25 protein-coding genes are annotated in these 26,077 nt (G+C 72.9%); 8 read left to right on the top strand and 17 right to left on the bottom strand.

Going from position 1 to position 26,077, the window contains the following annotated elements:
• Positions 1 to 40: 40 nt before the first annotated feature.
• The 7 genes from AC07DW_RS11290 to AC07DW_RS11320 form a co-directional block, all read right to left on the bottom strand.
• Positions 41 to 1,045: a sugar phosphate isomerase/epimerase family protein gene (locus AC07DW_RS11290; protein WP_478857382.1), complete on the bottom strand. Its 1,005-nt coding sequence runs from the start codon at positions 1,043 to 1,045 to the stop codon at positions 41 to 43.
• 10 nt (positions 1,046 to 1,055) lie between these two features.
• Positions 1,056 to 2,261, bottom strand: coding sequence for a Gfo/Idh/MocA family protein (locus AC07DW_RS11295; protein ID WP_478857383.1), 1,206 nt, complete (start codon positions 2,259 to 2,261; stop codon positions 1,056 to 1,058).
• 44 nt (positions 2,262 to 2,305) lie between these two features.
• Complete coding sequence (locus AC07DW_RS11300; RefSeq protein ID WP_478857384.1) at positions 2,306 to 3,343, bottom strand: substrate-binding domain-containing protein; 1,038 nt, start codon at positions 3,341 to 3,343, stop codon at positions 2,306 to 2,308.
• Between the two features lie 55 nt (positions 3,344 to 3,398).
• Positions 3,399 to 4,415, bottom strand: coding sequence for an ABC transporter permease (locus AC07DW_RS11305; protein WP_478857385.1), 1,017 nt, complete (start codon positions 4,413 to 4,415; stop codon positions 3,399 to 3,401).
• Positions 4,412 to 5,938, bottom strand: a complete 1,527-nt coding sequence (locus AC07DW_RS11310) for a sugar ABC transporter ATP-binding protein (protein ID WP_478857386.1) — start codon at positions 5,936 to 5,938, stop codon at positions 4,412 to 4,414. Before AC07DW_RS11310 ends, AC07DW_RS11305 begins: the two co-directional genes overlap by 4 nt.
• 131 nt (positions 5,939 to 6,069) lie before the next feature.
• On the bottom strand, positions 6,070 to 7,251 hold the full coding sequence (locus AC07DW_RS11315; protein ID WP_478857387.1) for an ROK family transcriptional regulator: 1,182 nt from the start codon (positions 7,249 to 7,251) through the stop codon (positions 6,070 to 6,072).
• Positions 7,252 to 7,560: 309 nt separating this feature from the next.
• Positions 7,561 to 8,502, bottom strand: a complete 942-nt coding sequence (locus tag AC07DW_RS11320; protein ID WP_478857388.1) for a beta-ketoacyl-ACP synthase III — start codon at positions 8,500 to 8,502, stop codon at positions 7,561 to 7,563.
• A gap of 432 nt (positions 8,503 to 8,934) precedes the next feature.
• On the opposite strand from AC07DW_RS11320, the gene fdhD reads away from it, so the two are divergent.
• Positions 8,935 to 9,783 carry a formate dehydrogenase accessory sulfurtransferase FdhD gene (fdhD, locus tag AC07DW_RS11325; protein ID WP_478857389.1) on the top strand — a complete coding sequence of 283 codons (849 nt, stop codon included), beginning with the start codon at positions 8,935 to 8,937 and terminating at the stop codon, positions 9,781 to 9,783.
• Positions 9,784 to 9,850: 67 nt separating this feature from the next.
• Here the strand turns inward: fdhD and AC07DW_RS11330 are convergent, their stop codons facing one another.
• Positions 9,851 to 10,237, bottom strand: a complete 387-nt coding sequence (locus AC07DW_RS11330; protein WP_478857390.1) for a (2Fe-2S) ferredoxin domain-containing protein — start codon at positions 10,235 to 10,237, stop codon at positions 9,851 to 9,853.
• Between the two features lie 704 nt (positions 10,238 to 10,941).
• Between AC07DW_RS11330 and AC07DW_RS11335 the strand changes: the two genes are divergently transcribed.
• Both AC07DW_RS11335 and AC07DW_RS11340 read left to right on the top strand, forming a co-directional pair.
• On the top strand, positions 10,942 to 12,765 hold the full coding sequence (locus AC07DW_RS11335) for an AMP-dependent synthetase/ligase (RefSeq protein WP_478857391.1): 1,824 nt from the start codon (positions 10,942 to 10,944) through the stop codon (positions 12,763 to 12,765).
• 134 nt (positions 12,766 to 12,899) lie between these two features.
• Positions 12,900 to 13,730, top strand: a complete 831-nt coding sequence (locus AC07DW_RS11340; protein ID WP_478857392.1) for an aldo/keto reductase — start codon at positions 12,900 to 12,902, stop codon at positions 13,728 to 13,730.
• 75 nt (positions 13,731 to 13,805) lie between these two features.
• On the opposite strand, the gene AC07DW_RS11345 is transcribed toward AC07DW_RS11340, so the two are convergent.
• Entirely contained in the window at positions 13,806 to 14,312 is a 507-nt protein-coding gene (locus AC07DW_RS11345) for a PB1 domain-containing protein (protein ID WP_478857393.1), read from the bottom strand.
• Positions 14,313 to 14,341: 29 nt separating this feature from the next.
• Positions 14,342 to 14,899 (bottom strand): hypothetical protein, encoded by a 558-nt coding sequence (locus AC07DW_RS11350; RefSeq protein WP_478857394.1) that lies wholly within the window; start codon positions 14,897 to 14,899, stop codon positions 14,342 to 14,344.
• A 267-nt stretch (positions 14,900 to 15,166) separates the two neighbouring features.
• Between AC07DW_RS11350 and AC07DW_RS11355 the strand changes: the two genes are divergently transcribed.
• Positions 15,167 to 16,045 (top strand): permease, encoded by an 879-nt coding sequence (locus AC07DW_RS11355; RefSeq protein WP_478857491.1) that lies wholly within the window; start codon positions 15,167 to 15,169, stop codon positions 16,043 to 16,045.
• Complete coding sequence (locus AC07DW_RS11360) at positions 16,042 to 16,863, top strand: TIGR03943 family putative permease subunit (RefSeq protein WP_478857395.1); 822 nt, start codon at positions 16,042 to 16,044, stop codon at positions 16,861 to 16,863. Before AC07DW_RS11355 ends, AC07DW_RS11360 begins: the two co-directional genes overlap by 4 nt.
• Before the next feature lie 12 nt (positions 16,864 to 16,875).
• Here the strand turns inward: AC07DW_RS11360 and AC07DW_RS11365 are convergent, their stop codons facing one another.
• Together AC07DW_RS11365 and AC07DW_RS11370 are read right to left on the bottom strand one after the other, a co-directional pair.
• Positions 16,876 to 17,757, bottom strand: a complete 882-nt coding sequence (locus tag AC07DW_RS11365) for a class I SAM-dependent methyltransferase (RefSeq protein WP_478857396.1) — start codon at positions 17,755 to 17,757, stop codon at positions 16,876 to 16,878.
• A gap of 72 nt (positions 17,758 to 17,829) precedes the next feature.
• A complete protein-coding gene (locus AC07DW_RS11370; protein ID WP_478857397.1) occupies positions 17,830 to 18,804 on the bottom strand; it encodes a helix-turn-helix transcriptional regulator in 975 nt (324 codons plus the stop codon).
• Between the two features lie 39 nt (positions 18,805 to 18,843).
• On the opposite strand from AC07DW_RS11370, the gene AC07DW_RS11375 reads away from it, so the two are divergent.
• Positions 18,844 to 19,329, top strand: a complete 486-nt coding sequence (locus AC07DW_RS11375; RefSeq protein WP_478857398.1) for a hypothetical protein — start codon at positions 18,844 to 18,846, stop codon at positions 19,327 to 19,329.
• A 4-nt stretch (positions 19,330 to 19,333) separates the two neighbouring features.
• Here AC07DW_RS11375 and AC07DW_RS11380 read toward each other — a convergent pair whose 3' ends face one another.
• The gene (locus AC07DW_RS11380; protein ID WP_478857399.1) at positions 19,334 to 19,639 is read right to left on the bottom strand and encodes a 4a-hydroxytetrahydrobiopterin dehydratase; all 306 of its coding nucleotides are present in this window, start codon (positions 19,637 to 19,639) and stop codon (positions 19,334 to 19,336) included.
• A gap of 103 nt (positions 19,640 to 19,742) precedes the next feature.
• Here AC07DW_RS11380 and AC07DW_RS11385 point away from each other — a divergent pair, with 103 nt between their 5' ends.
• A complete protein-coding gene (locus tag AC07DW_RS11385) occupies positions 19,743 to 20,558 on the top strand; it encodes a helix-turn-helix domain-containing protein (RefSeq protein ID WP_478857400.1) in 816 nt (271 codons plus the stop codon).
• A 142-nt stretch (positions 20,559 to 20,700) separates the two neighbouring features.
• Here AC07DW_RS11385 and AC07DW_RS11390 read toward each other — a convergent pair whose 3' ends face one another.
• The 4 genes from AC07DW_RS11390 to AC07DW_RS11405 form a co-directional block, all read right to left on the bottom strand.
• A complete protein-coding gene (locus AC07DW_RS11390) occupies positions 20,701 to 21,258 on the bottom strand; it encodes a DUF3291 domain-containing protein (protein WP_478857401.1) in 558 nt (185 codons plus the stop codon).
• Positions 21,259 to 22,127: 869 nt separating this feature from the next.
• Positions 22,128 to 23,189: a TerC family protein gene (locus tag AC07DW_RS11395; RefSeq protein ID WP_478857402.1), complete on the bottom strand. Its 1,062-nt coding sequence runs from the start codon at positions 23,187 to 23,189 to the stop codon at positions 22,128 to 22,130.
• A gap of 210 nt (positions 23,190 to 23,399) precedes the next feature.
• Entirely contained in the window at positions 23,400 to 23,840 is a 441-nt protein-coding gene (locus tag AC07DW_RS11400; protein ID WP_478857403.1) for a hypothetical protein, read from the bottom strand.
• 431 nt (positions 23,841 to 24,271) lie between these two features.
• Complete coding sequence (locus AC07DW_RS11405; RefSeq protein WP_478857404.1) at positions 24,272 to 24,895, bottom strand: histone deacetylase; 624 nt, start codon at positions 24,893 to 24,895, stop codon at positions 24,272 to 24,274.
• A 134-nt stretch (positions 24,896 to 25,029) separates the two neighbouring features.
• Between AC07DW_RS11405 and tdh the strand changes: the two genes are divergently transcribed.
• Complete coding sequence (tdh, locus tag AC07DW_RS11410; RefSeq protein WP_478857405.1) at positions 25,030 to 26,058, top strand: L-threonine 3-dehydrogenase; 1,029 nt, start codon at positions 25,030 to 25,032, stop codon at positions 26,056 to 26,058.
• Positions 26,059 to 26,077 lie beyond the last annotated feature (19 nt).

The raw sequence follows: 26,077 nt of genomic DNA on the forward strand, positions 1-26,077 counted from the left end.
TGGCGGGTGCGCCACCGGGCCGTCCACCTGCTGTCACCGCTTAGTCGGCACCTCCGAACGCGGCGTCGAAGGAGGCCGTGGGCGGGTCGAAGTCGTACCGCTTCAGCGTGGCAAGCGCTTCCGGAGCACCGGTCAGCCGGTCCATCCCCGCGTCCTCCCACTCCACCGAGACGGGCCCGTCGTACCCGATCGAGCGCAGCATCCGGAAGACGTCCTCCCACGGCACGTCACCGTGCCCGGCGGACACGAAGTCCCAGCCGCGCCGCGGGTCGCCCCACGGCAGGTGGGAGCCGAGCCGGCCGTTGCGGCCGTCGAGCCGCCGCCGCGCCTCCTTGCAGTCGACGTGGTAGATCCGGTCCCGGAAGTCGTAGAGGAAGCCGACCGGATCGAGGTCCTGCCACACGAAGTGGCTCGGGTCGAAGTTGAGGCCGAAGGCAGGGCGTCCGTCCACCGCCTCCAGGGCCCGCCGCGTGGTCCAGTAGTCGTACGCGATCTCGCCGGGGTGGACCTCGTGGGCGAACCGCACGCCCTCCGCGTCGAAGACGTCCAGGATCGGGTTCCACCGCTCGGCGAAGTCCTGGTAGCCGCGCTCGATCATCCGCTCCGGCACCGGCGGGAACATCGCCACCAGGTGCCAGATGGACGACCCGGTGAACCCGACGACCGTCCGTACGCCGAAGGCGGCGGCCGCCCGCGCGGTGTCCGCGAGCTCCCGCGCGGCCCGCCGCCGTACGCCCTCGGGGTCCCCGTCGCCCCAGATCCGCCCCGGCACGATCGCCTGGTGCCGCTCGTCGATGAGGTGGTCGCAGACGGCCTGGCCGACCAGGTGGTTGGAGACCGCCCAGCACGTCAGGCCGTACTTGTCGAGCAGCGCCCGCCGGCCGTCCAGGTAGGACGGGTCGGACAGCGCCTTGTCGACCTCGAAGTGGTCGCCCCAGCAGGCGAGTTCGAGGCCGTCGTAACCGAAGTCGCGGGCGAGGCGGCAGACCTCCTCCAGAGGCAGGTCGGCCCACTGGCCGGTGAAAAGGGTGAAGGGGCGTGGCACGGCGGACCTCCTACGGCGTCACGGGGGTGTAGACGGCGTTCTTCTCGGCACTCTCCTCCACCGCCGCGAGCACCCGCTGCACCCGCAGCCCGTCCGCGAAGGACGGCGCCGGCTCGGTGCCCGAGGCGATGGCGTGGATCAGGTCGCGGGCCTGGTGGGCGAACGTGTGCTCGTAGCCCAGGGCGTGCCCGGGCGGCCACCACGCCTCCAGGTAGGGGTGGTCGGGCTCGGTGACCAGGATGCGCCGGAAGCCGGCCGACCGCGCGGGGTCGCCCCCGTCGTAGAACGACAGCTCGTTCAGCCGCTCCAGGTCGAAGGCGAGCGAGCCGCGCTCGCCGTTGATCTCCAGCCGCAGCGCGTTCTTGCGGCCCGCCGCCATCCTCGTCGCCTCGAACGACACCAGCGCCCCCGACGCCAGCCGCCCGGTGAACACCGCCGCGTCGTCCACCGTCACCGGCCCGCGCTCGGCGCCCCCCGACGCCGAGAGCCCGGACGACGCGCCGGCGAGCAGTGGGCGCTCGCGCACGAAGGTCTCGGTCAGCGCCGACACCCCCACGATCGGCTCCCCCGCCAGGTACTGCGCAAGGTCCACGATGTGCGCGCCCAGGTCGCCGAGCGCGCCCGACCCGGCGTGCTCGCGCTCCAGCCGCCAGGTCAGCGGGAAGTCCCGGTCGACCAGCCAGTCCTGCAGGTAGGTGACCCGGACGTGGCGCAGCGCGCCCAGCCGTCCGTCGGCGACCAGCTCCCGGGCGTACGCCATGGCGGGCACGCGCCGGTAGTTGAAGCCGACCATGGCGGCCCGGCCCCGGGCGCGGGCCCGGTCGGCGGCGGCGACCATGGCCTCCGCCTCGGCGACGGTGTTGGCCAGGGGCTTCTCGCACAGGACGTGCTTGCCCGCCTCCAGGGCGCTGATGGCGATCTCCGCGTGGCTGTCGCCGGGGGTGCAGATGTCCACCACGTCGACGTCGTCGCGCGCGACGAGGGCCCGCCAGTCGGTCTCGGTGGCCGCCCAGCCGTGTCTGTCCGCGGCCGCCCGCACGGCGGTTGCGTCGCGTCCGCAGACGGCGGCGAGCACCGGCCGCAGCGGCAGGTCGAAGACGCGGCCCACGGTGCGCCAGCCCTGTGAGTGGGCGGCGCCCATGAACGCGTACCCGACCATGCCGATCCCCAGGGTCCGGCCCGGGGCGCGGCCGCCGTTGTGTTCCTTCCCGGCCATTCGGTTCCTCCTCGTCGGTTGCTCGGTGGGGGCGCGAAGCCGGGTCAGTTGAAGCCCGTGGGCAGGTAGTCGTCGACGTTGTCCTTGGTGACGACGGCCGAGTAGAGGGTGATCGAGGCGGGGATCTCCAGCTCGGACATGCCGCCGACGCCCTTCTTCTGGCCCAGCGCGCGGGCCAGGTCGATGGCGGAGGCGGCCATGGTCGGCGGATAGAGCACGGTGGCCTTCAGCACGCTGTCGTCCGCCTTGATGGCGTCCATCGCCGACTTGGCGCCCGCCCCGCCGACCATCAGGAAGTCGTCGCGGCCCGCCTGCTGGATGGCGCGCAGGGCGCCCACTCCCTGGTCGTCGTCGTGGTTCCACAGGGCGTCGAACCGCTGCTGCGCCTGGAGGAGTTGGGCCATCTTGGCCTGGCCCGACTCGACGGTGAACTCGGCGGCCTGGCGTGCCACCTTGGTGATGTTGGGGTAGTTCTTCAGGGCGTCGTCGAAACCCTGGGTGCGCTGCTTGGTCAGCTCCAGGTTGTCGAGGCCGGCCAGTTCGACGACCTTGGCGCCGGGCTTGTCCTTGAGCTGTTCGCCGATGTAGCGGCCGGCGTTGAGGCCCATGCCGTAGTTGTCGCCGCCGATCCAGCAGCGGTACGCCTGCGGGGAGGCGAAGACCCGGTCGAGGTTGATCACCGGGATGCCCGCCCTCATGGCCTGGAGTCCCACCTGGGTGAGGGCCTTGCCGTCGGCGGGCAGGACCACCAGGACGTCGACCTTCTTGTTGATGAGGGTCTGGATCTGGCCGATCTGGGCGGCGGTGTCGTTGGACCCCTCGGTGATCTCCAGGGTCACCTCGGAGTACTTCTCCGCCCGCCGCTTGGCGTTCTGGTTGATGGCGTTGAGCCAGCCGTGGTCGGCCTGCGGTCCGGCGAAGCCGATGGTGACGGGCGAGCCGGGCTTGTCGTCGGCGGCGGGCGCGTTGCCGGCGGCGGGCGCGGCGTTCTTGGGTTCGTTGCTGGTGCAGGCGGTGAGCAGGGCGCCTGCGGAGACGGCGGCGGTGCCGAACAGCAGTCCTCTGCGGCTCGTTGGTGGCATGACGGTTCGACCCTTTCCGTTGGGGCGGTGGCACGGGAGCGGGCGTGGCGGGGTGTCAGGCCTCGCCGGGGCCGCGCGCGGTGCGGCGCTGGACCAGGACGGCGGCGACGATGATCGCGCCCTTCGCTATCTGCTGGACGTCGCTCTGCAGGTTGTTCAGGGCGAAGATGTTGGTGATCGTGGTGAAGACGAGCACGCCGAGCACCGAGCCGACGATGGTGCCGCGCCCGCCGCTGAGGAGGGTGCCGCCGATGATCGCGGCGGCGATGGCGTCGAGTTCGTACAGGTTGCCGTTGGTGTTCTGGCCCGAGCCGGCCAGGACGATCAGCAGGAACGCCGCGATGCCGCAGCACAGGCCGGACAGCAGGTACAGGTAGAGGCGCTGGCGGCGTACGTCGATCCCGGCGAGCCGCGCCGCCTCCGCGTTGCCGCCGACGGCGACGGTGCGCCGGCCGAAGGTGGTGCGGTTCAGCAGCAGCCAGCCGATCACGGTCACGGCGGCGAAGACCAGCACGAGCGGCGGTACGCCGAGCACGTACGCGTCGGGGACGCCGAGGTCCAGGACGGACTGGACGGTGACGATCTGGGTCCGGCCGTCGGTGATCTGGAGGGCGAGCCCGCGTGCCGAGGCGAGCATGGCCAGCGTCGCGATGAAGGGGACCATCCCCCCGTACGCGATGAGGACGCCGTTCACCAGGCCGCAGCCCAGGCCCACCACCACGGCGGTGAACAGGATGCCGGCGAAGCCGTACTCCTGGGTGGCGACGGTGGTCGCCCACACGGACGCGAGGGCGACGATCGCGCCGACCGACAGGTCGATGCCGCCGCTGGTGATGACGAACGTCATGCCGACGGTGACGACGCCGATGACGGACGCCTGGGTGAGGACCAGCTGGAGGTTGGAGGTGTCGAGGAACTGGTCGGGCTTGGTGATGCCACCGACCGCGATCAGCACGGCGAGGACGCCCAGGAGGGAGAGGTTGCGGACGTCGGCCCGCAGCCCCAGGGGCGGGCGGCCGCCGGCCTTGCCCACGGGTGGTTCGGCGGTCGTGACCGGAGCGGGCTGGGTCATGACGTCGGGCTCCCTTCCATCACCAGGTCGAGTACGCGGTGTTCGTCGAGCTCCGGGGCGGGCGCCGTGTGCACGACCTCCCCCTCCCGCAGCACCAGCACCCGGTCGGCGAGGCCCAGGACCTCGGGCACCTCGCTGGAGACCAGCAGGACGGCGAGCCCGTCGTCGGCGAGGCGGCGGATCACGGCGTACAGCTCGGCGCGGGCGCCGACGTCCACACCGCGGGTCGGCTCGTCGAGGAGGAGGACGCGGCAGCCGCGCAGCAGCCAGCGGGCGAGCACCGCCTTCTGCTGGTTGCCGCCGGAGAGGGTACGGACGCGGGCGTCGGGGTCGTCGGGGCGCAGCGACAGCTCGCGGGTGGCGGTGCGGGCGGCGTCGCGTTCGGCGGCGCGGTCGATCCAGCCGCCGCGCGAGAAGCGGGACAGGGACGACACGGAGACGTTGCGTGTGACGGATTCGAGCATCAGCAGGCCCTGCGCCTTGCGTTCCTCGGGGGCGAGGCCGAGCCCGGCGCGGACGGCGGCGCGGACGCTGCCGGGGCGCAGGGGGCGGCCGTCGACGAGGACGCGGCCGGCGGTGGGGCGGCGCGCGCCGAAGATCGTCTCCAGGATCTCGGAGCGTCCGGAGCCGACGAGTCCGGCGAGCCCCACGATCTCCCCGGGCCGCAGTTCCAGGTCCACCGGTGCGAACTCGCCCTCGCGGGTGAGCCCTTCGGTCCTCAGGACCGGCGTCCGGGTGCGGGGCGGCGGGGCCGAGGGGCGTTCGGGGAAGACGTACCCGACGTTCCGGCCGGTCATCATGGCAACGATGTCGCGGGTCGGGGTGTCCTCGGCGGACAGCCCCCCGGCGACGGCACGTCCGTCCTTGAGTACGGTCACGCGGTCGCCGATGCGCCGGATCTCCTCCAGGCGGTGGGAGATGTGGACGACGGCGACCCCGTCGGCGGTGAGGCCGCGGACGATCCGGAAGAGGTTGGCGGTCTCGTCGGGGTCGAGGGCGGCGGACGGCTCGTCCATCACGATGAGGCGTACGTCGTGGGAGAGCGCGCGAGCCATGGAGACGATCTGCCGCTGGGCCGCCGGCAGGTCACCGACCGGTCGGGCCGGGTCGATCTCCGGGTGGCCCAGGCGGCGCAGCAGGGCGGCGGTGGCGGCGCGGGCGGCCCGGCCGCGTACGACGAAGCCGGCGGTGGTGGGCTCGTGGCCGAGGAAGACGTTCTCGGCCACGGACAGGCCCTCCACCAGGTCGAGTTCCTGGTAGATGGTCGCGATGCCCAGGCGCATCGCGGCGATGGGCGACTTGAGCGCGACCCGCTCGCCGCGCCAGGTGATCGTGCCGCCGTCGGGCTGGTGGGCGCCGGCGAGGACCTTGATGAGGGTGGACTTCCCGGCGCCGTTCTGGCCGAGGAGGCAGTGGACCTCACCGGGCCGGACCTCCAGGTCGACGCCGTCGAGAGCGCGTACGCCGGGGAACGACTTGGTGATGCCGGACATGGTGAGCAGGGGTGGTTCCGGTGTTGCCATGACGAATCCCCTCGGCGGGCGGGTGCGGTGCCGGTGAGCGGGCAGGGCGGAGGACCAGGTGTGCGGTGGCGTTGCGTACGGGGTGGTGCGTACGGGGTCGGTACGTGGCCGTGCGGGTGCCGCGCCTGTGGTCAGGCCGGTGAGAACAGGTGGTCGCTGATGAGCCGGGCGGCGCCGGTGACCCCCGCGACGGCACCCAGCTCGCCCAGGACGATGGGCAGGTTTCCGGTGGCCAGGGGCAGGGACGTGCGGTAGACCTGGGTGCGGACGGCGGCGAGCAGGTTGTGGCCGAGGCCGGTCACCCCGCCGCCGATCACCACCAGGCCGGGGTTGAAGAAGCTGACGAGCCCGGCGATGACCTGGCCCACATGGTTGCCGCCCTCGCGGATCAGTGCGAGCGAGGTGGCGTCACCGGCGGCGGCGCCGGCGGCGACGTCCAGGGCGGTGAGCCTCCCGGCCGCCTCCAGGCGGCGGGCCAGCTCCTCGGACCGGCCGGCGCGCGCCGCGTCCTCGGCGTCCCGGGCGAGCGCCGCGCCGCTGAAGTGGGCTTCCAGACAGCCCCTGTTGCCGCAGGCGCACGGGCGGCCGTCCGGGACGACCTGGATGTGGCCGATGTCGCCGGCGCTGCCCGTCGTACCGCGGTAGACCTCGCCCCCGACGACGATTCCGCAGCCGATGCCGGTGCCGATCTTGACGCAGAGGTAGTCGCGCGCGGAGCGGGCGACGCCCGCGTGCTGCTCCCCCATCGCCATCAGGTTCACGTCGTTGTCCACCATGACCGGGCAGCCCAGCTCCTGGCTGAGCGCCTCCCGGACCGGGAATCCGTCCCAGCCGGGCATGATCGGCGGCGCGACCGGTACGCCCTCGGGGAAGCGGACCGGGCCGGGTACGCCGATCCCGGCGCCGTCGAAGCCCTCGGCCAGACCGGACGCCCTGAGCTTGGCCGCCATGGCGAGCACCTGCTCGAACACGGCGACCGGGCCCTCGCGGACGTCCATGGGCTGGTTGAGGTGGCCCAGCACCTCCAGCTCGGCGTTGGTGACGGCGACGTCGATCGAGGTGGCGCCGATGTCCACGCCCAGGAACCGGAGGCCGGGCGCGAGGCGGATGTTGTGCGACCGCCGGCCGCCGCGCGACGCGGCGAGACCGTCCGCCACCACGAGCCCGGTGTCCAGGAGCCGGTCCACCTCGACAGCCAGCTTGGACCGGGACAGGTCGACCTGATCGCCCAGCTGCGCGCGGGAGTTGGGCCCCCCGTCGCGCAACAGCCGCAACAGCCGGGCCTGGTGCGCGTTGGCGGGTCGAGCCGTCATACGTCTCACGCGTCCCTCCCCGCCGTCGAGTCCGGCCTCGGTGTGCTGCTTCGGAGGGGAACGTAGCAGCGCTTTGCCGCAGGGGGAAGAAGTTGCGCGCCAATCGACGTCAACTTTCTCCACAGCCAGGACAAAGCCGGATCACCCCTGCCGACGGAGGCGTGTCGCTGCGGATACGGGGCGGGGCGCCCGCGCGGGGGGCGGCGTCCGAGCCGCGGGGCGAGTGCGGTGGACGGCGCACCCGCACCGGGCAGAGCGGGCGCCACAGGGCCGCCCCGGCACGCGTCACCCCGTCACCCCGTCACCCCGTCACGGGACGCGGACGACCTGGCCTGCGTAGGAGAGGTTGCCGCCGAAACCGAACAACAGCGCGGGCGCGCCCGACGCGACCTCGCCACGTTCGACCAGCTTGCTCAACGCCATGGGGATGGACGCGGCCGAGGTGTTGCCGGACTCGGTGACATCGCGGGCGATCACCGCGTTCACCGCGCCGATCCGCCGCGCGACCGGCTCGATGATCCGCAGGTTCGCCTGGTGCAGCACCACCGCCGCCAGGTCCTCGGGCGCGACGCCCGCCCGCTCGCACACCTTCCGGGCGATGGGCGGCAGCCGGGTGGTGGCCCAGCGGTACACCGCCTGGCCCTCCTGGGCGAACCGCGGCGGAGTGCCCTCGATACGGACGGCGTGACCCATCTCCGGGACGGAACCCCACAGCACCGGGCCGATGCCCGCCTCGCCGGGTGCCGCCTCCACGACCGCGGCGCCCGCGCCGTCGCCGACCAGGACACAGGTGGTCCGGTCCGTCCAGTCGGTGACCGCGGTCATCTGGTCGGCGCCGATCACCAGCGCGCGGGCCGCCGAACCCGCCCGTACGGCGTGGTCGGCCGTGGCCAGCGCGTGGGTGAACCCGGCGCACACGACGTTGAGGTCCATGGTGGCGGGTGCCCCCATGCCGAGCCGGGCGGCCACCCGGGCCGCGGTGTTCGGGGAGCGGTCGATCGCCGTGGACGTGGCGACCAGGACCAGGTCGACGTCGGCCGGGGTGAGCCCGGCGGCGGCCAGCGCCTTGGCGCCCGCGTGGGCGGCCATCTCGTCGACGGGCTCGTCGGGGCCCGCGATGTGGCGGGTCCGGATGCCGACCCGGCTGGTGATCCACTCGTCGCTGGTGTCGACCAGCTCGGCCAGGTCGGCGTTGGTCAGGATCTTGGCGGGCTGGTAGTGCCCGAGCGCGGCGATACGAGTGCCCGTCATGCCCGGGACCCCCTTGTGTGAAGTGCTGCGAATGCCCCGGCCGGTCTCCGGCCGGGGCAGGAGCTCCTCAGTCTCGTCAGCGACCGGTGAGTAACCGGTCAACTGAACCAACAGGATTTGCGCCAACCTCTTGGAGAGTCCGCAACATCCCCCTTCCCAGCCGCCCCGCCGCGCGAAAACCGGGGCGAAGCCCGCCGGTGCGCCGTCCGCCCCGCCGGACCGGCCGGCTCCGGCCGCGTGACCGGCGCCGGGCACGGCCCCCGAGCGCCCGCTCCCGCCCGGCGCGGAGCCGGCCGCGACCGCGCCCCCGCCCGTGACGGACAATGGACCGTCGGGGTCACCTCGCCGCACGACGACCCGGTGACCCCGCGGCAACCGCCGCGCTCAAGGCCGCCGCGGCCACCACCACGTGCAGAACCGGGACTGATCAGCATGGGACGGGTCACCGAACGCCGCCGCGTCATCCGCATCCGGGACGGGGCCGTCTCGACCCGCCCCGACACCCTGGTCGCCGAGGAGCCGCTGGAGATCCGGCTGAACGGCAGGCCCCTGGCGATCACCATGCGCACGCCGGGGGACGACTTCGCGCTGGCGGCCGGCTTCCTCGTCAGCGAGGGCGTCCTGGGCTCCGCCGCCGACGTGCGGAACATCGTGTACTGCGCCGGCGCCAAGGACGACGGGACCAACACGTACAACGTGGTCGACGTCCAGCTCGCTCCCGGCGTGCCCGTCCCGGACATCACCCTGGAGCGGAACGTCTACACCACCTCGTCGTGCGGGCTGTGCGGCAAGGCCAGCCTCGACGCCGTGCGGACCACCGCCCGCTTCCCGATCGCCGACACTCCCCCGCTGCGCGTCGGGCCCGGGCTCCTCGCGGACCTCCCCGACCGGTTGCGGGCGGCGCAGCGGGTCTTCGACCGGACCGGCGGGCTGCACGCGGCGGCGCTGTTCTCGGAGGACGGCGAGCTGCTGGACGTGCGGGAGGACGTCGGCCGGCACAACGCGGTGGACAAGCTGGTCGGCCGCGCGCTGCGGGAGGACCTGCTGCCGCTGGACCGGGCGATCCTTCTGGTGTCGGGCCGGGCGTCGTTCGAGCTGGCACAGAAGGCGGTGATGGCGGGCATCCCGGTGCTGGCGGCGGTGTCGGCGCCGTCGTCGCTCGCCGTGGACCTGGCCGCCGAGGCGGGCCTGACGCTGGTCGGCTTCCTGCGCGGCGCGAACATGAACGTGTACGCGGGCGAGCACCGCGTCGCCCTGGAGGCGGCGGACCTCCGGGGCTGACGTCCCCGACCGGCCTCCACCCGGCGTACGGGACGGTGCGGCCGACGGGGGCGCCCTCGCCGTACCGCTACTTCCTCGGCGGGTCGATCATCTGGAGCGCCAGCGTGGCCGGGGGTTCCGCGACGCCCGGCCCGCCGGCCTCCGCCCACGCCAGGATGTCGTCGAGACAGTCGTCGTCGAGCGCCCAGCCGATCCACGCGGCCCGGGCGCCGCGCCGCCGGGCCTCGGTGGAGGGCTGGACGACCACCACGTTGGCCTGGCCGCACGGCCCGAGGCAGTCGCTGGTCCGGACGGCGAGCCGGCCGCCGGAGGCCGCGGCGGCCTCCCGGATGCGGGCCAGCTGGCCGGCGTGGTCGGTACCGGGGTGCTTGCGGGCGTCACCGCAGCAGCAGCCCCGGCAGACCACCAGGGAGCAGGGGCGGGCGGCGCCGGGGCGTATCCAGCCGCGGTTCACCGGGCGGCCTCCGGGGCGTCGAGTGAGGGCATGGCCTCACGGTACCGAGCCGGGTGATCATGGCGGGGCGGCGGGGTGCGCGAGCGGGCCGCGGGCACCGGCCGGAGGCGGCGTGGGACGGCGGCCGGGGTGACGGGCTTGGTCCGGTACCGGACCACGTCGCCCTCCTGGAAGCGCCATTCGGCCGGCAGATCGTCTTGTCGCCATTTCCCGGCGGCTGGGCCCGTGCACCCCTGCGCGCCTCCCGTAACGTCCTGGATGAAGTCGCGGGCTGCGTCGCGCGGGCGATCCGGTGAGCCCCCGGGCGCGCAAGGGCCGGACGACGGCCGGGCGCCCGTCGGCGCGGCGGGGGCCCGCACGTCCGGCGGGCGGCGCCGGGGCGCGGACGACGGGCCGACATCCTCCGTCGTGGCGACGGCCCTGGCCGTCATACCGGCGGTGGCCGTCGTGGATCAGGCGACCCGCCTCCGGGGCGTGACGGCGGCCGGGCGTGAGCGGGGCGTACAGATTCCGTGGAGATTCCGGCAGCCGCTACTTACCCGGCAGTCAGTAGTCCGGGCGCACCCACCCCGATGGCCGGGCACTCCGCTTCTGACCAGTGGTGATGCCCGGTGGACGGGGGTTCCCGAAGGGCCTCCCGCGCGGGTCCCGTCTGGGGTACCGTCACCCTCCGCCGTGCGGAGCACCCCCCAAGGAGCAGGCCATTGCGCGAGTTCTCTGTCCCACCCGTGGCGACGGCTCCCCTGGTCGGCGGACTGGCCGATTCCGTATTCGAGCACGCCAGGGACGATCCGGACCGCGTCGCGCTGGGGCGCAAGGACGCGGACGGCCGGTGGGCCGATGTGACGGCGGCGGAGTTCCGGGACGAGGTGCTGGCGCTCGCCAAGGGGCTGCTGGCGGACGGCGTGCGGTTCGGCGACCGGGTCGCCATCATGGCGCGCACCCGTTACGAGTGGACGCTGTTCGACTTCGCCCTGTGGACGGTCGGCGCGCAGTCCGTCCCGGTCTACCCCACCTCCTCCGCCGACCAGGTCCACTGGATGCTGCACGACGCCGAGGTGACCGCGTGCGTGGTGGAGCACGAGGACCACGCCATGACCATCGGCTCGGTGGTCGACCGGCTGCCCCGGCTGAAACGGCTGTGGCAGCTGGACGCCGGGGCGGTCCCCGGGCTGATGGCGGCGGGGGCGCGGATCGACGAGGAGGTGGTGCAGCGGCACCGGCGTGCGGTGACGCCCGAGTCGATCGCCACGGTGATCTACACCTCGGGGACGACGGGCCGCCCCAAGGGGTGCGTGCTGACGCACGCGAACTTCATGTTCGAGGCGGACACCCTGGTCAGCCGCTGGGAGCCGGTGTTCCACTCCAAGCCCGGCGACGAGGCGTCGACGCTGCTGTTCCTGCCGCTGGCCCACGTCTTCGGGCGGATGGTGGAGGTCGCGGCGATCCGCAAGCGGGTCAAGTTCGGCCACCAGCCGCAACTGGCGGCCGGCCCGCTGCTGGCCGACCTGGCCGCGTTCCGGCCGACGTTCGTGCTGGCCGTCCCGTACATCTTCGAGAAGGTCTTCCAGGCGGCGCGGCGCCGCGCGGAGGCGGACGGGAAGGCCGGGCCCTTCGACAAGGCCGTCGAGGTGGCGGTGCGCTACGCGGAGGCGCTGGAGGCGAAGGCCTTCGGGCTGGGCCCCGGCCCGTCGGCGGCGCTGCGCGTGCAGCACCAGTTCTTCGACAAGGTCGTGTACGGGAAGGTGCGCGACGCCCTGGGCGGGCGCGTGCGGCACGCGATGTCGGGCGGGTCCGGGATGGCCCGGCGCCTCGGGCTGTTCTTCGAGGGCGCGGGCGTCACCGTGTACGAGGGGTACGGGCTGACCGAGTCGGCGTCGGCGGCCACCGCCAACCCGCCGGAGCGGACCAAGTACGGCACGGTCGGCCCGCCCATCCCGGGCACGGCGGTCCACATCGCGGAGGACGGCGAGGTGTGGCTGCGCGGCCCGCACGTCTTCTCCGGGTACCTGGGGAACCCGGCCGCGACCGCCACCGTGCTCCGCGACGGCTGGCTGGCCACCGGCGACCTGGGCGCGCTCGACGCGGACGGGTACCTGACCATCACCGGGCGGAAGAAGGAGATGCTGGTGACCTCGGGCGGCAAGAGCGTGCCGCCGTCCGGCCTGGAGGAGCGGGTGCGGTCCCACCCGCTGGTGGCGCAGTGCATCGTGGTCGGCAACGACCGGCCGTACATCGCGGCGCTGGTGACCCTCGACCAGGAGGCGGTCGACCACTGGCTGGCCGTGCAGAACCGCCCGCCCTTGCCGCCCGCCGAGCTGGTGCGGGACCCCGCGCTGGAGGCGGAGATACGGCGGGCCGTGGTGGCGGCGAACACGCTCGTGTCGCAGGCCGAGTCGATCCGTACGTTCCGGATCCTCGCGCATCCGTTCACCGAGGAGCACGGGCTGCTGACGCCGTCGCTGAAGCTGAAGCGCAAGGCGATCGAGACGGCGTACGCGGCGGAGGTCGAGGCGCTGTACCGCTGAGGCGGGGCTCCGTGCCGCCGAGCCGAGGTGTTGTGCCGCCGACCGGGGTGCGGCACGCGGTTACCGGGAACAGGTTGCGGAAGGTGATCGTTGCACCTGTGGGTAACAACCGACGACGTAAGGATCGACCGCTCGTGAGCAAGGTCCCCTCCATCACCCTCAACAACGGCGTCTCCATGCCGCAGCTCGGCTTCGGTGTCTGGCAGGTGCCCGACGACGAGGCGGCGAAGGCGGTGGGCACGGCCCTGGAGGCCGGATACCGCAGCATCGACACCGCAGCCATCTACGGGAACGAGAAGGGCACCGGGGAGGCCATCGCCGCCTCCGGCATCGCCCGCGACGAGCTCTTCGTCACCACCAAGCTCTGGAACAGCGAGCAGGGCCACGACGCGACGCTGCGCGCGTTCGACGAGTCGCTGGGCCGTCTCGGCCTCGACTACGTGGACCTGTACCTGATCCACTGGCCGGTGCCCTCGAAGGACCTGTACACCGAGACGTACAAGGCGTTCGAGAAGATCCACGCGGACGGCCGCGCCAAGGCCATCGGCGTCTCCAACTTCCTGCCCGAGCACCTGGAGCGCCTCCTGGCGGAGACCTCCGTCGTCCCGGTGCTCAACCAGATCGAGCTCCACCCGCAGCTCCAGCAGGCGGAGTCCCGCGCGTTCCACGCCCGGCACGACATCCGGACCGAGGCGTGGTCGCCGCTGGGCCAGGGCAGGGGCCTGCTGGAGGTCCCGACCATCGTCGCGATCGCCCGCAAGCACGGCCGGACCCCGGCCCAGGTGGTGCTGCGCTGGCACCTCCAGCTCGGCAACATCGTGATCCCGAAGTCCGTGACGCCGTCCCGGATCCAGGAGAACATCGACGTCTTCGACTTCGAGCTGGACGCCGACGACCTCGCGGCCCTGGCCGCCCTCGACGAGGGCAAGCGCCTGGGTCCCGACCCGGCCGTCTTCGGCGGCTGACCGGCCCCGGGACGGGGCGGCGGGCCGAGGGGCCGTGCGGACGGTGTCCGCACGGCCCCTCGGCCACCTCGGCGGTCAGGTGGTCAGCAGCCGGTTGAAGAAGGACCGGTACTGGCGGAGCGCCTTGCGGAGGTCCTCGGTGTCCACCTCCTCGCCCCGGTTCCACTGCCCTTCCAGCCCCTTCTTGTGGTCGGCGAACGTGGTGGCCAGTTGCCGCATGACGTCCGCGACGAGGGTGTCGGCCTGGTGGACGGCCTCGCGGGGGTCGTCGACGAACCGGGTCTGGACGTCCTGCCAGCGGGTCCGGAAGCCCTCCTCGTCCTCCTCGGTGAGGAGCCGCGGGGACTCGTCCTCCGCCGCAACGGCCACTCCCGGGCCCGGCTCGGTGGCCGGCCCGGCGGCCGGGGTCTCGTCGGGCGTCGTCTCGTCCGGCGCCGTCCCGGCGGGTGTCATGGTGCTCTCGCCGGGGAAGACGGGCGGATCGGGCCGCTCGCCGGCGACCGCGCCGGTGCCGCCCGGCTGGGTGATGTCCTCGGTGGACAGGCCGCTTTCGCCCGGTCCTGGTATGTCCTCGTGTCGCATGTCTCCTCCTCCACCGTGTCCGCGCGCGCTCAGGCCGGGGCGTGACGGGACTGGCCCCCGTCGGAGAGCAGTTCGTCGAAGAGGGCCCGGTAGTGCACCATCGCTCCGCGCAGCTGCTCCGTCGTGGCCTGGTGCCGCATGCTCAGGGCGTTGACCTCGTGCGCGGCACGGTAGTGCTCGACCGTGCGGCCGTGCTCGACCGAGAGGTCCCTGAGCTGCTGGTCGAGGTCCTCGGTCGGATAGCCGCGCTTCCGCATCAGGGAGGTCACCAGAAGGTCCGCGTCCCGCACGGCCTCCTCCGGACGGTCCACGAACTCCCCTTGGACGTCGCTCCATTCGCGGGTGTACCGCTCCCGCACCTCATGCGGCAGCGGTCGGATGTCCAGCTCGTCGTGACGTTTCTCCCGAGCGCTCAGGTCCCGTTCGGCCGCGAGCCGGCTTCCGGTGTCCTCGACCGTCCTCTCGTACTCGGGTCCGAACCGCTCACGCAGGCGGCGGCTCCGGAGGACGAGGAGGGCGACCACGGCCAGGACGACCAGGATCACCGCGACGGGGATGACGATCGCCAGGAGGGTTCCTGTCGACATGGGTCCCGACCCCCTCAGTTATGTCTGATATGCCCCAATAAGGGTACTGCTCGCCGGCGACCGTCCACCCCTCCCCGACGACGTCGCGAGGACACCCACGGCGACCGTCCCGCAACCCGAAATGATTGTCATTCGCCGCGGCGGCTAAGGTGTCGCCCCATGAACCGAGCCGTACCGGCGGGAACGCGTCCACCCGGCGCGATACCGCCGTCCGTCGCCGTCACCGGGGCCGGGTCGCTGCTCCTGGTCGCCGCGCTCGCGGTGCCCATGCTGGACCACCCCGCTTTCCGGGCCTGGCAGACCGTCTGTGTGGCGCTCACCGTGCAGGCGCTGCCCTTCCTGCTGTTCGGCACCGTCGTCTCCGGGGCCGTCAACGCCTTCGTCCCGGCACGGGTGTTCAGCCGGGTGCTGCCCCGCAACCCCGCCCTGGCCGTGCCCGTCGCCGGTGCGGCGGGCGTGGTGCTCCCCGGCTGCGAATGCGCCTCCGTGCCGGTCGCCGGAAGCCTCATCAGACGCGGGGTCACCCCGGCCGCGGCGTTCGCCTTCCTGCTCTCCGCGCCCGCGGTCAACCCCGTCGTGCTGGTGTCCACCGCGGTCGCCTTCCCCGGTCGGCCGGACATGGTGGCCGCCCGGTTCGTGGCGTCCCTCGCGACGGCGGCCACCATGGGCTGGCTCTGGCTGAGGTGGGGGCGGGCCGAGTGGCTGAGGATGCCCGCGCGGCACGCGGGCCACCGGGCCGGGCACAGCCGCTGGGAGGAGTTCCGGATCGGCTTCCAGCACGACTTCCTGCACGCCGGGGGCTTCCTCGTCGTCGGCGCCATGGCGGCGGCCTGCTTCAACGTGCTCGTCCCCCGCTCCGTGCTCGACGCCTTCGCCGACTCCCCGTGGCTGTCGGTGCTCTTCCTCGCCGCGCTCGCCGTCGTCCTCGCCGTCTGCTCGGAGGCCGACGCCTTCGTCGCCGCCTCGCTCACCGGCTTCTCCGCCACCGCGCGGCTGACGTTCATGGTGGTGGGGCCGATGGTCGACGTGAAGCTGATCGCCCTCCAGGCCGGCACCTTCGGGCGGCCCTTCGCGGTGCGCTTCTCGGCCGCCACCGCCGTCGTCGCGGTGACGTGCGCGTGCCTGACGGGATGGTGGCTGCTGTGAGGCGGCACGTCCAGGCGGTCCTGCTGCTGCTCACCGGCGCCGCCGTCCTGCACATCTCGGTGCTGAGCCAGGTCTACCTGCGGTACGTGAAGGAGGGCCTGCGCCCCTTCCTGGTCGCGTCCGCCGTACTGCTGCTCGTCCTCGGTGTGGTCGGAGCGGTACGGGACGGGCTGCCGTTCGTGCCCCGCCGCGACGCCGGCGAGAAGGGGGACGACCGGCCCGGGGACGGCCACGGGCCCGCGCACCGGGACGGGGACGAGCCCGGGGACGGCCACGGGCACGGGCACGGGCACGACCACGGCAGCGGGCCGCGGGTCGCCTGGGTGCTGTTCCTGCCCGTCCTCGCCCTGCTGCTGTACGCCCCGCCCGCGCTCGGCTCGTACACGGCGGCGCGCGAGACCGGCAACGCGGTCGCCCGGGTCGCGGAGTTCGACCCGCTGCCGGACGCCGACCCGGCCCCGCTCGCCCTGTCGGGGTTCATCGCCCGGGTCCAGCAGGACCGGGACCGGAGCCTCGCCGGCCGGACGGTCCTGATGACCGGGTTCGTCACCCCCGCGAAGGACCGCGCCGGCACCTGGTACCTCACCCGGCTCGTCGTCAGCTGCTGCGCGGCCGACTCCCGGTCGCTGCGTGTCCGCGTGCACGGCGCCCCCGCGCCCCCCGCCGACACGTGGGTGACCGTGACGGGCACGTGGCACCCCGGGGGCGGCGGCGGGCTGGGGACGGCGACGGCCTCGGTGGCGGTCGACGCCCGGACGGTGGAGCGGGTCCCCGAGCCGGTCAACCCGTACCGGGACACCACACCCCTCCTGCCGTGACGGCCCGGCCGCTCAGCCGCGGCGGGCCGTGTGCACGGTGCGGGCGGTCAGCATGTACAGGTCCGGCCGGTGGTGCAGGCCCAGCGGTTCCGCCGGGTCCAGCAGCCGGTCGAGCGTGGCCCGGTCCTCGGCGGCGAGCCGGTCCCCGAGCGCCTCGCGGTGCCGGGCGAACCCGGCCACGATCTGCCCGCGCACCGCGTCCGTGACGGGCGCCGGCACGTCGTGCAGGAACGAGCGGGTGCCGCTCGGCACCAGGCCCGCGTCGGACAGCAGGGCCCGCCAGTCGTCGGTGTCCTCCTTGGCGCCGGGCAGCCCCGCCCGCATGTCGGCGAACCACTCGGCGTGCGCCGCGTCCATCCGCGCCTCAAGCCCCGGGCGCCCGATGCCGTCGTGCCGCGGCAGGCGCCGCGTCGGCAGCCCGCCCTCCACGACCGCCAGCAGGCCGCCGGGGCGCAGCAGCCCCGCCAGGTCGGCCACGGCGGCGCGCTGGTCGCCCAGGTGGTGCAGGAAGTCGGCCGTCCAGACGAGGTCGGCGCCACCGAGCCCGGCGATGTCGTCCGGGAGGCCGGCCCGGCGCACGGTGACCCGCTCGCCGAGGCCGGCGGCACGGGCGCGCTCCCGGGTGCGCTCCAGCAGCTCGGGCGTGGCGTCGACGGCGACGACCTCGGCGTACGGGAACGCCTCGGCGAGCAGACAGGTCAGTACGCCCGGTCCGCTGCCCACGTCGAGGACCCGGCGCACTCCGGCGGCCGGCAGCAGCTCGCCGAGCCAGACCGCGGCCCGGCGGTACAGCGCGCTCTGCAGCTCCGCGCCGTTCTCCAGCAGCGGCAGCATCTCGGACCAGTCCATGTGGGTGTCGTCATGGTGGTGGTGACCGTGGTGGTGTTGGCTCATGCCGCCAGGGTGGCGGCCGGGCGCGGTCACCGCGAGCTTTCTTGCCACTTCCGCAAAAGCCGCTCCGCTCGGTCACCCGTCGGCGCCGGCGTACCGGTCCGCGAGCGCGCGGGCCGTGGCGGCCAGCCGGGCGCGCAGCTCAGGCGGGCCGAGGACCTCCACGTCGGAGCCGAGGGCGAGGAACTGGTCGTGTGCCCGGTCCGCCGACTCCACCGGCACCCGGGCGCGCGTCCAGCCGTCCGGCTCGCGCGTGCCGGTGGCGGCCGCGGCCCGGGCGGCGGCGCCCGTGAGCCGGGTGAGCCCGCGCGGCGAGAGCCGGACCAGGGCCTCGCCCCGGTACAGGCGGGCGTGGAAGTCCCGCTGGTACTCCCGCCAGTGGGCGACCAGGTCGAAGTCGCCGGGTACGTCGAACGCGTCGTCCGTGACGGTGAGCCGGAGGATCCGGTCGACCCGGTAGGTGCGCGGCCCCGAGCCGCCGGGGCGCGCCGCCACGACGTACCAGCGGCCGGCCTTGAGGACCAGTCCGTACGGCTCCAGGCGGCGGTCGACGTCGGTCGGCTCGGTCCAGCGGCGGTAGCGGACCGCGAGGACCCGGCCGCGCCACACCGCGTCGGCGACGGCCGGCAGGAACGGTACGTCGTCGTCCTCCGCGTACCAGCCGGGCGCGTCCAGGTGGAACCGGCGGCTCATCCGGTCCGCCTGTGCCCGCAGTTCGGGCGGCAGGGCGGCCAGCAGCTTCAGGCGCGCGCCCGCCACGGCGGGCCCGAGCCCGAGGTCGGCGGCCGGGCCGGGGAGTGCGGTGAGGAACAGCGCCTCGGCCTCGCCGGCGGACAGGCCGGTCAGGCGGGTGCGGTAGCCGGCGAGCAGCTCGTAGCCGCCGCGGTGACCGGCGTCACCGTACAGCGGGACACCCGCCGCGTGCAGGGCCTCGACGTCCCGGTAGACGGTGCGGACCGAGACCTCCAGTTCGGCGGCGAGCCGGGCGGCGGTCATCCGGCCCCTGGTCTGGAGCAGGAGCAGGATCGACAGGAGCCGGCTGGACTTCACCGACACAGGGTGTCAGTGAAGCGCTCGTAGGGTCCAGCCATGGCTTTCGCAGAGAAACTGCTGTCCGTGGCGCCCCCGGTCGAGGTGGCGGGCCGCCGCGTCAAGCGCTACCACGTCACCGCCGACCCGTCCGGCATCGCCCCCGAGGTGGCGGAGGCGGCCTACGCGCTCCTCCCGGAGCTGCTGCCGGAGGCGGACGGGACGACTCCGCCCATGTCGTTCACCGTCCTGCACCGGGGCGGCGACGACGGCGCGTACCTCAACGCGTACAGCTGGGTGTGGGACAACGTCCTGCACTGTTCCATCGCCGTGGCCGGGCAGCCGTCGCTCGGCTGCCCGGACCGGGACCCGACGCGCTTCGTGCCCCTGGAGCGGCCCTGGATCGGCTGCGTCTGGGAGCTGCCGCCGCTCGCGCACGAACGGGACGCCTGGGCGCGGCACGTGCTCGCACCGGACCGCCCCGACCTCGACGGCTACCTGGCCGACTCGCTGCGGTCGCCGCGGACCGGCGCCACGCGCGCGTAGGCCGTCAGCGCGCGCCGTGGGAGGAGGCGATCTCCTCGACGCGGGAGGCGAGCGTGAAGTCCTTCTCCGTGATCGCGCCGCCCGCGTCGTGGGTGTTCACGGTGAGGCCGACGGTGTTGTAGCCGAGGGTGAGGTCGGAGTGGTGGTCCAGCTCCTCCTGGATCTGGGCGACGTGGACGACCAGGGCGGTCGCGGCGAAGTGGGTGCCGAGGCGGTAGGTGCGGGCGATCCGGTCGCCCTCCTGGGACCAGCCGGGCAGTTCGCGCAGCCGGTCCTCGATCTCCTTCTGCGACAGCGGTTCGGTGGGCATGTCCCGGGCTCCCTCCGGTCGGTGCGGACGATGACGACGTGACCGTGACGATACGGTCCGGCGGCCCGGGTCCGTGGTCGACACGTGGGTTACCGTCTGCGGTATGACAACTGTCGTGACGGGTACGGGAGTAGGGCCGCTGCTGCGGGCCTGGCGCGAGCGGCGGCGGCTGAGCCAGCTGGAACTGGCGCTGCGCGCGGACTCGTCGGCCCGGCACATCTCGTTCGTCGAGACGGGGCGGTCCCGTCCGAGCGAGGAGATGGTCCTGCGCCTGGCCGAGCACCTGGAGGTGCCGGTGCGGGAGCGCAACGCCCTGCTGCTGGCGGCCGGTTACGCCCCCCGGTACGCCGAGACGTCCCTGGACGATCCGTCGCTGGGGGCGCTGCGGACGGGCATCGAGCAGCTGCTGGCCGGGTACGACCCGTATCCGGCGATCGTCGTGGACGGCTCGTACACGGTGGTGTCCGCGAACCGGGGCATCATGGCGCTGCTGGACGGGCTGCCCGAGCACCTGATGACCCCGCCGCTGAACGTCATGCGCATCACCCTGCACCCGGAGGGCCTGGCGCCGAGGATCCGCAATCTGCGGGAGTGGCGGGGGCACCTGCTGGCCCAGATGGAGCGTCAGCTCGCGCTCGCGCGTTCGGAGCCGCTGCGGCGGGTGTACGAGGAGGTCGCGGCGTACCCGCTGCCCCGGCAGGCGGACACCGGGGAGGCGGACCGGGAGGATCCGCATCCGTACCCGTACTTCGCCCTGCCGCTGCGGATCGAGCACGACGGGCAGGTGCTGTCGTTCGTGTCGTCCATCTCGACGTTCAACACGCCGATGGACGTGACGGTCGCCGAGCTGGCCATCGAGACCCTCCTCCCGGCCGACCCGGCGACGGTGAAGTACCTGCGGTCGCTCCAGGTGTGTTGATGACGGGCGTCGTTGACGGACTCTGGTCCTGATCATGGCGAAGACCTCCGGCGTGGTGGAGGTGTCCAAGCCGGCACCGCGACCGGAGCTTCGAGACCTTGCGGCAGCGCCGCGCCGCTTCCTCCGGGCGCGGACTTCCTTGTCAGCGAACCCGGTCGCTCTTCGGCCCGATGCCTTCGACCCTGCCTGGAGTTCCGTCTGGGGCGAACGAGTGGTGGAAGGTGAAGGCGTTCGGCGCGGAGCCGCGGTCGTGGAGGTGCTCCAGCCTGGAAACCCCGTCCTTCCAGGTGGGTATCTCGCCGTCGGGGACCCACCAGAACACGTGATTCGGGTGCCCTGTCCTCTCGAACCAGTCGTAACGTCTGTTCAGCGCCTCACGGTGCAGACCGGTGTAGATGGCGTCGAAGGCGGGGCGCAGGTCGGTCCAGAGTGAGAGGGTCGCGGCCAGGGCGGTGGTTTCCACGGTATGGCCCTTGCCGTACCAAGTCGGTACGGCGAACTTTCCCCATGCACCCCAGTCCGCCTCGAAGAGCGCGCCCCGGTCAGGGTCTGCCGCTTCAGCATGTGCGAGGTATCCGGGGTGCTGACCGATCTCCCGGTAGACGGCCTCACCAATGTCGTAGAACTCGCGCGTGAGAGGTGCGGGATCGGCGAGAGGTGACTTCAGGACGCCGAATGTGTACAGAGCAAGATGGGGCATGCGTCTCTCCCTGGCTGGGCGTGCCCGGTACGGACCCGGTTCGGTGGCTTACCCATGGGGGAGGGTCGTTGGGGCGTGTTCGACCTTGGGTGACCGCCGGAGTCCAGGTGAAAGTAGCCGCCTGTGCGGGCCATGTCGAAGTTGCGTTTTCCCCGTCCAAGTGGCCTCGCTGCCGGTTGTGCGTGACCTACCGCCGGACAGGCGGCCTCGGCCCGCAGCATCCATCGGGGCCGACCCGCATGGGCGCGAGCACCACGGCAGCCCGGAGTGGGTGACCAGCATCCCTAGGGCCGGCCCCACGGGTTCGGGGGCTTCGAGTCGTACGAGGCACCGTGATGACGTCGGTCCGGGGCCAGTGGCGTGGGAATCTCAGGTGCCGGCGGCGGGCGGTCGTGACGATGGGGCGGCGGAGAACAGCCCCGGCCGGAGACCGCGGGGCTCCCCCACCTGGCGGTATCGCAGTGGCGGGGCAGCCCGCTCCGGGGACGCCCGGTGCGTGGCTACACCCGGCGCGGCGGCCACCCGCCGGGAATCCTCCGGCGGGCCGTCCGGCGTGACTTGCCGGGGCGACCGCCACCGTCCAGGCCGGCGGCCCGTCACCGCCCTGGCGATCAGTTACTGGGCCGGGGAGTGCTTGCGACCGGGTTCCAGCCGGAAGTCGGGGCAGTCGCGGTTCTGGCACGCACCCGGGCCCCACGCGGGAACGAATACGCCGAGGGTCTTGTGGCGGTGGACCGTGACCGGCACGGATTGCTTGCAGGCCGGGCACTCGTACGCTTCGACCCTTTGCTTTTTTGTCATATATTTACGATATGCCTGTTTTGGTGCGCGGGGAAGTCCCTGCCGCCCAGCCGGGAAGCTTGGAGAAATCAAGGGCCCGGGTCCCTGTCCGGTGGACCTGCGGGGAACTCGGGTTCATCCCCCGCGGGCGGAGGGTCGGGCTGCCCGGTGGTCGCGGAGGCGGCCCCCTGCGCGTCGGCCTGTTCCACAGCACCTGCCGGGGCGGGCCTTCTGAGGCTGAGCACCACGGAACCTGTCAGGACGACGACGATGACCACGAGGCTGACCGGTGAAGGGATTTCCGGGATGCCGGGGCTGATCATCTTGTGGGACGCCTGGAGGATGAGCTTGACGCCGATGAAGGCGAGAATGATCGCAAGACCCTTGCTCAGGTAGTGGAAGCGGTCCAGGAGGCCGGCGAGCATGAAGTAGAGGGCCCTCAGGCCGAGGATGGCGAACGCATTGCTGGTGTAGACGATGAAGGCGTCGTCGCTGACCGCAAGGACGGCGGGAACACTGTCGACAGCGAAGATCAGGTCGGCGGCCTCGATGGCCGCCACCACCGCGAGCAGCGGAGTCGCCATCCTCTTGCCGGCTTCCTTGACGAAGAACTTCGCTCCGGCGTACTCGTCCCGCACCGGGACGATCTTGCGGAGCATCCGCACGGCGAAACTCCTGCCCGGGTCGAAGCTCTCCTCCTCGTCCCTGAGGAGCTTGTAGGTGCTGTAGAAGAGAACCGCCGCGAAGGCGAACAGCACTGCGGTGAAGCGGCTGACCACGGCCACGCCGAGGGACAGGAAGATTCCGCGGAAGACGAGTGCGCCGATGACGCCGAAGAACAGCACACGGTGCTGGTAGGCGCGGGGCACCTTGAAGTAGGCGAAGATCACGGCGAAGACGAACAGATTGTCGACCGACAGGCTCTTCTCCAGCAACCAGGCTGTCGTGTACTCGGTACCCGCAGTGGTGCCGAGGACGAGGAAGACAACCGCGCCGAAGATCAGGGCGAGGCTCACCCACAGACCGCTCCAAGCGGCTGCCTCCTTGAAGTGGATGACATGCGCGGTGCGGTGGGACAGCAGGTCCACCGCCAGCGACACGACCACCGTCACGGCGAACGCCCCCCACAACCAGAGCGGGACCTCAAGCACAACGAACACCTCACTACGAACCGAGGGAAATCCACCAGCTTATACAGGAGTGTCCGGCATTGCGCCCCGGAGAGCATGCCGAGCGGGTAGGGCCGACCGGAGGCATGATGCGAGTGGAGGCGGTCGTTCCTCAGGAGACGCGTGATGGAGCGGGTGGCGCCCGAACACCGCCGCCCAACACGGCTGGGAGGGCGGCACGGAGCCGAGCGGCTACCCGTGCGGCCAGCGGTCGCTCCGGCTGCCCGCCGCCCGCAGGGCGGACCACTGGAGGGCGGCGAACCCGGCCACGGTCGCGGCCTGCACCGGGATCCACACGGCCCCGGCCGCCGTGGGCGAGAGCCATGCGGCGAGCGCGGCCACGCTGAGCGCCGCCCAGGCCAGGTTGGCGTCGACGACGACCTTGACGCCCGTCGCCGGTGGCCGCCGCCTGGAGGCGAGGTGCCCGACGCCGGCGGCGTACGCGGTGAGGAGGACGCCGAGCCCGAGCAGCAGCGTGGCGTCCACCCCGAGGAGCCGCCCGAGGGCCCCGGAGGCGAGGCAGTAGGCCAGCCCGTTCGCTCCGGTGACGACGGCGTCCAGGGCGAGGAAGCGACGCAGCATGGTGTGCGGCTCGGTGGTGCGGGAGATGCCGGCGAGCAGGGCGTGGGACATGGCGATGCCTCCATCGTCAGGGCGTCGGGGACCCGGTGACCCGGCCGGAGTGCGCCGGCCGGGTCACCGGTACCGCAAGCCTGCCGGTCGGGCGGGAGGTGGTCGATTACCGCCGGGGTAATGGGGGCGGGACCGGGTCGGGCGGCCTCTGCCTGCGCGCCGCCCGACGCCTTCCGAGTGCACGTGAAATTCCTCGACGGTACGGCGGACCCCGACGTCGCGGCCGGGGTCCGCGAGGACTCGACCTTCGTCGTGGAAAGCGCGGAAATCCAGTCCGCGTGCCTCAGGATCGCCCCGCCGCTCCCGCACGGCGGGTGACGGGCCGCTGAGCCGCTGAGAGGACCGGAGGTGGCATGACCGAGCCACGGTTCGGGGCTTCATCGGCGTACGCCGTCCACCGGGCCTGCGGCGGAGGCTGCCGCGTGCCGCCGTCAGCCGGCGATCAGGTCCCTGATCCGCGGCCGGGTCCAGTGGCCCGCCGCCCCCGGGCAGGAGGCGAGGTGGGCGGCGACGGTGTCCGCGTCCCAGGCGCCCGTCGCGAGGAGGCCGGCGGCGAGGTGGCGGAGGTAGTCGGCGGAGGGACTGTTCCACGCGACCTCGTACAACCGCCAGGGGGCCGTGAAGGTGAGCAGGGGCAGCCCGTCGAGGGTGCCGGGGCTGACGAGGGTCTCGTAGCGTCCGCCGCCCAGCACCGCGCGGCCGTCACGCAGGACCTCGGTCAGGTCGAGGCCGGTGTCCGGGCCGGGGTCGCGGTACATCTCCTGGGCCACGATGTCGCCGAACTGCTCGGCGGTGATCCGGTGCGCGCGGGCGAGGACGCGACCGCCGGCGTACGGGTCGTAGAACGCGCGGCCACCGGTCCACACCGGGGACTCCGTGGCGAAGTACCGGGCGCCCTCGAGTTCCACCGGGACGGAGGCGGTCGGCAGGCGGCGGTCGCGGCAGCCGGGACAGACGCGGGCCCCGCCCGGCGGCGTGCCGCCGGTGATGTAGTGAGCCAGGCGGTCGACGTGCGTGTTGGAGCCGTAGGACGCGTACCAGACCTCCGTCGTCATACGTCGAACGTAACCGGCGCGGCGCGTGAAGCTGCGCTGTTGACCCGCTTAAGAAAACCTCGATGGACGCGGCGGGCGCGGGTCGGCAGATTGGTGCGCGTTCACGATCTCCCTCCCCGCCTGGAGCCGCACTGATGAAGGCACTCGTCAAGCACAAGGCCGAGCCCGGTCTCTGGCTCATGGATGTGCCGGAGCCCGAGACCGGGCCCGGCGACGTGCTGATCCGGGTGCTGCGCACCGGCATCTGCGGTACGGACCTGCACATCCGCTCCTGGGACGGCTGGGCGCGGCAGGCGGTGTCGACGCCGCTGGTGCTGGGGCACGAGTTCGTCGGCGAGGTGGCGCACGTCGGCGCCGACGTCACCGACATCGCGGTGGGCGACCTGGTCAGCGGTGAGGGCCACCTGGTGTGCGGCAGGTGCCGCAACTGTCTGGCGGGGCGGCGCCACCTGTGCCGGGCCACGGTGGGCCTGGGCGTCGGGCGGGACGGCGCGTTCGCCGAGTACGTCGCGCTGCCCGCGTCCAACGTGTGGGTGCACCGCACGAAGGTGGACCTGGACGTGGCGGCGATCTTCGACCCGTTCGGCAACGCCGTGCACACCGCGCTGTCCTTCCCGCTCGTCGGCGAGGACGTACTGATCACCGGCGCGGGTCCGATCGGCATCATGGCGGCGGCGGTCGCCCGGCACGCGGGCGCCCGCAACGTGGTGATCACGGATGTGAGCGAGTCGCGGCTGGAGCTGGCCCGCAAGGTGGGCGCGACGCTCGCCGTGAACGTCGCGGAGAGCACGATCGGTGAGGCGCAGCGGCAGCTCGGGCTGCGTGAGGGCTTCGACATCGGCCTGGAGATGTCCGGCCGGCCGGAGGCCATGCGGGACATGGTCGCGAACATGACGCACGGCGGCCGGATCGCGATGCTGGGCCTGCCCGCCGAGGAGTTCGCCGTCGACTGGTCGAAGATCGTCACCTCGATGATCACGGTCAAGGGCATCTACGGCCGCGAGATGTTCGAGACGTGGTACGCGATGACGGTGCTGCTGGAAGGCGGTCTCGACCTCGGCCCGGTGATCACCGGCAGCTACGGCTACCAGGACTTCGACGCCGCGTTCGACGAGGCGGCCACCGCCCGCAGCGGCAAGATCATCCTCGACTGGACCGTTTAGACATCCGGCTCGGTTCGCC

Source organism: Streptomyces sp. NPDC045701, from assembly GCF_056432045.1.

Coding starts and splice junctions, on each gene's coding strand:
- AC07DW_RS11295 (WP_478857383.1), bottom strand. CDS start 2,261: ATGGCCGGGAAGGAACACAACGGCGGCCGCGCCCCGGGCCGGACCCTG.
- AC07DW_RS11300 (WP_478857384.1), bottom strand. CDS start 3,343: ATGCCACCAACGAGCCGCAGAGGACTGCTGTTCGGCACCGCCGCCGTC.
- AC07DW_RS11305 (WP_478857385.1), bottom strand. CDS start 4,415: ATGACCCAGCCCGCTCCGGTCACGACCGCCGAACCACCCGTGGGCAAG.
- AC07DW_RS11310 (WP_478857386.1), bottom strand. CDS start 5,938: ATGGCAACACCGGAACCACCCCTGCTCACCATGTCCGGCATCACCAAG.
- AC07DW_RS11315 (WP_478857387.1), bottom strand. CDS start 7,251: ATGACGGCTCGACCCGCCAACGCGCACCAGGCCCGGCTGTTGCGGCTG.
- AC07DW_RS11320 (WP_478857388.1), bottom strand. CDS start 8,502: ATGACGGGCACTCGTATCGCCGCGCTCGGGCACTACCAGCCCGCCAAG.
- fdhD (WP_478857389.1), top strand. CDS start 8,935: ATGGGACGGGTCACCGAACGCCGCCGCGTCATCCGCATCCGGGACGGG.
- AC07DW_RS11345 (WP_478857393.1), bottom strand. CDS start 14,312: ATGCGACACGAGGACATACCAGGACCGGGCGAAAGCGGCCTGTCCACC.
- AC07DW_RS11350 (WP_478857394.1), bottom strand. CDS start 14,899: ATGTCGACAGGAACCCTCCTGGCGATCGTCATCCCCGTCGCGGTGATC.
- AC07DW_RS11355 (WP_478857491.1), top strand. CDS start 15,167: ATGCTGGACCACCCCGCTTTCCGGGCCTGGCAGACCGTCTGTGTGGCG.
- AC07DW_RS11365 (WP_478857396.1), bottom strand. CDS start 17,757: ATGAGCCAACACCACCACGGTCACCACCACCATGACGACACCCACATG.
- AC07DW_RS11375 (WP_478857398.1), top strand. CDS start 18,844: ATGGCTTTCGCAGAGAAACTGCTGTCCGTGGCGCCCCCGGTCGAGGTG.
- AC07DW_RS11380 (WP_478857399.1), bottom strand. CDS start 19,639: ATGCCCACCGAACCGCTGTCGCAGAAGGAGATCGAGGACCGGCTGCGC.
- AC07DW_RS11385 (WP_478857400.1), top strand. CDS start 19,743: ATGACAACTGTCGTGACGGGTACGGGAGTAGGGCCGCTGCTGCGGGCC.
- AC07DW_RS11390 (WP_478857401.1), bottom strand. CDS start 21,258: ATGCCCCATCTTGCTCTGTACACATTCGGCGTCCTGAAGTCACCTCTC.
- AC07DW_RS11400 (WP_478857403.1), bottom strand. CDS start 23,840: ATGTCCCACGCCCTGCTCGCCGGCATCTCCCGCACCACCGAGCCGCAC.
- AC07DW_RS11405 (WP_478857404.1), bottom strand. CDS start 24,895: ATGACGACGGAGGTCTGGTACGCGTCCTACGGCTCCAACACGCACGTC.
- tdh (WP_478857405.1), top strand. CDS start 25,030: ATGAAGGCACTCGTCAAGCACAAGGCCGAGCCCGGTCTCTGGCTCATG.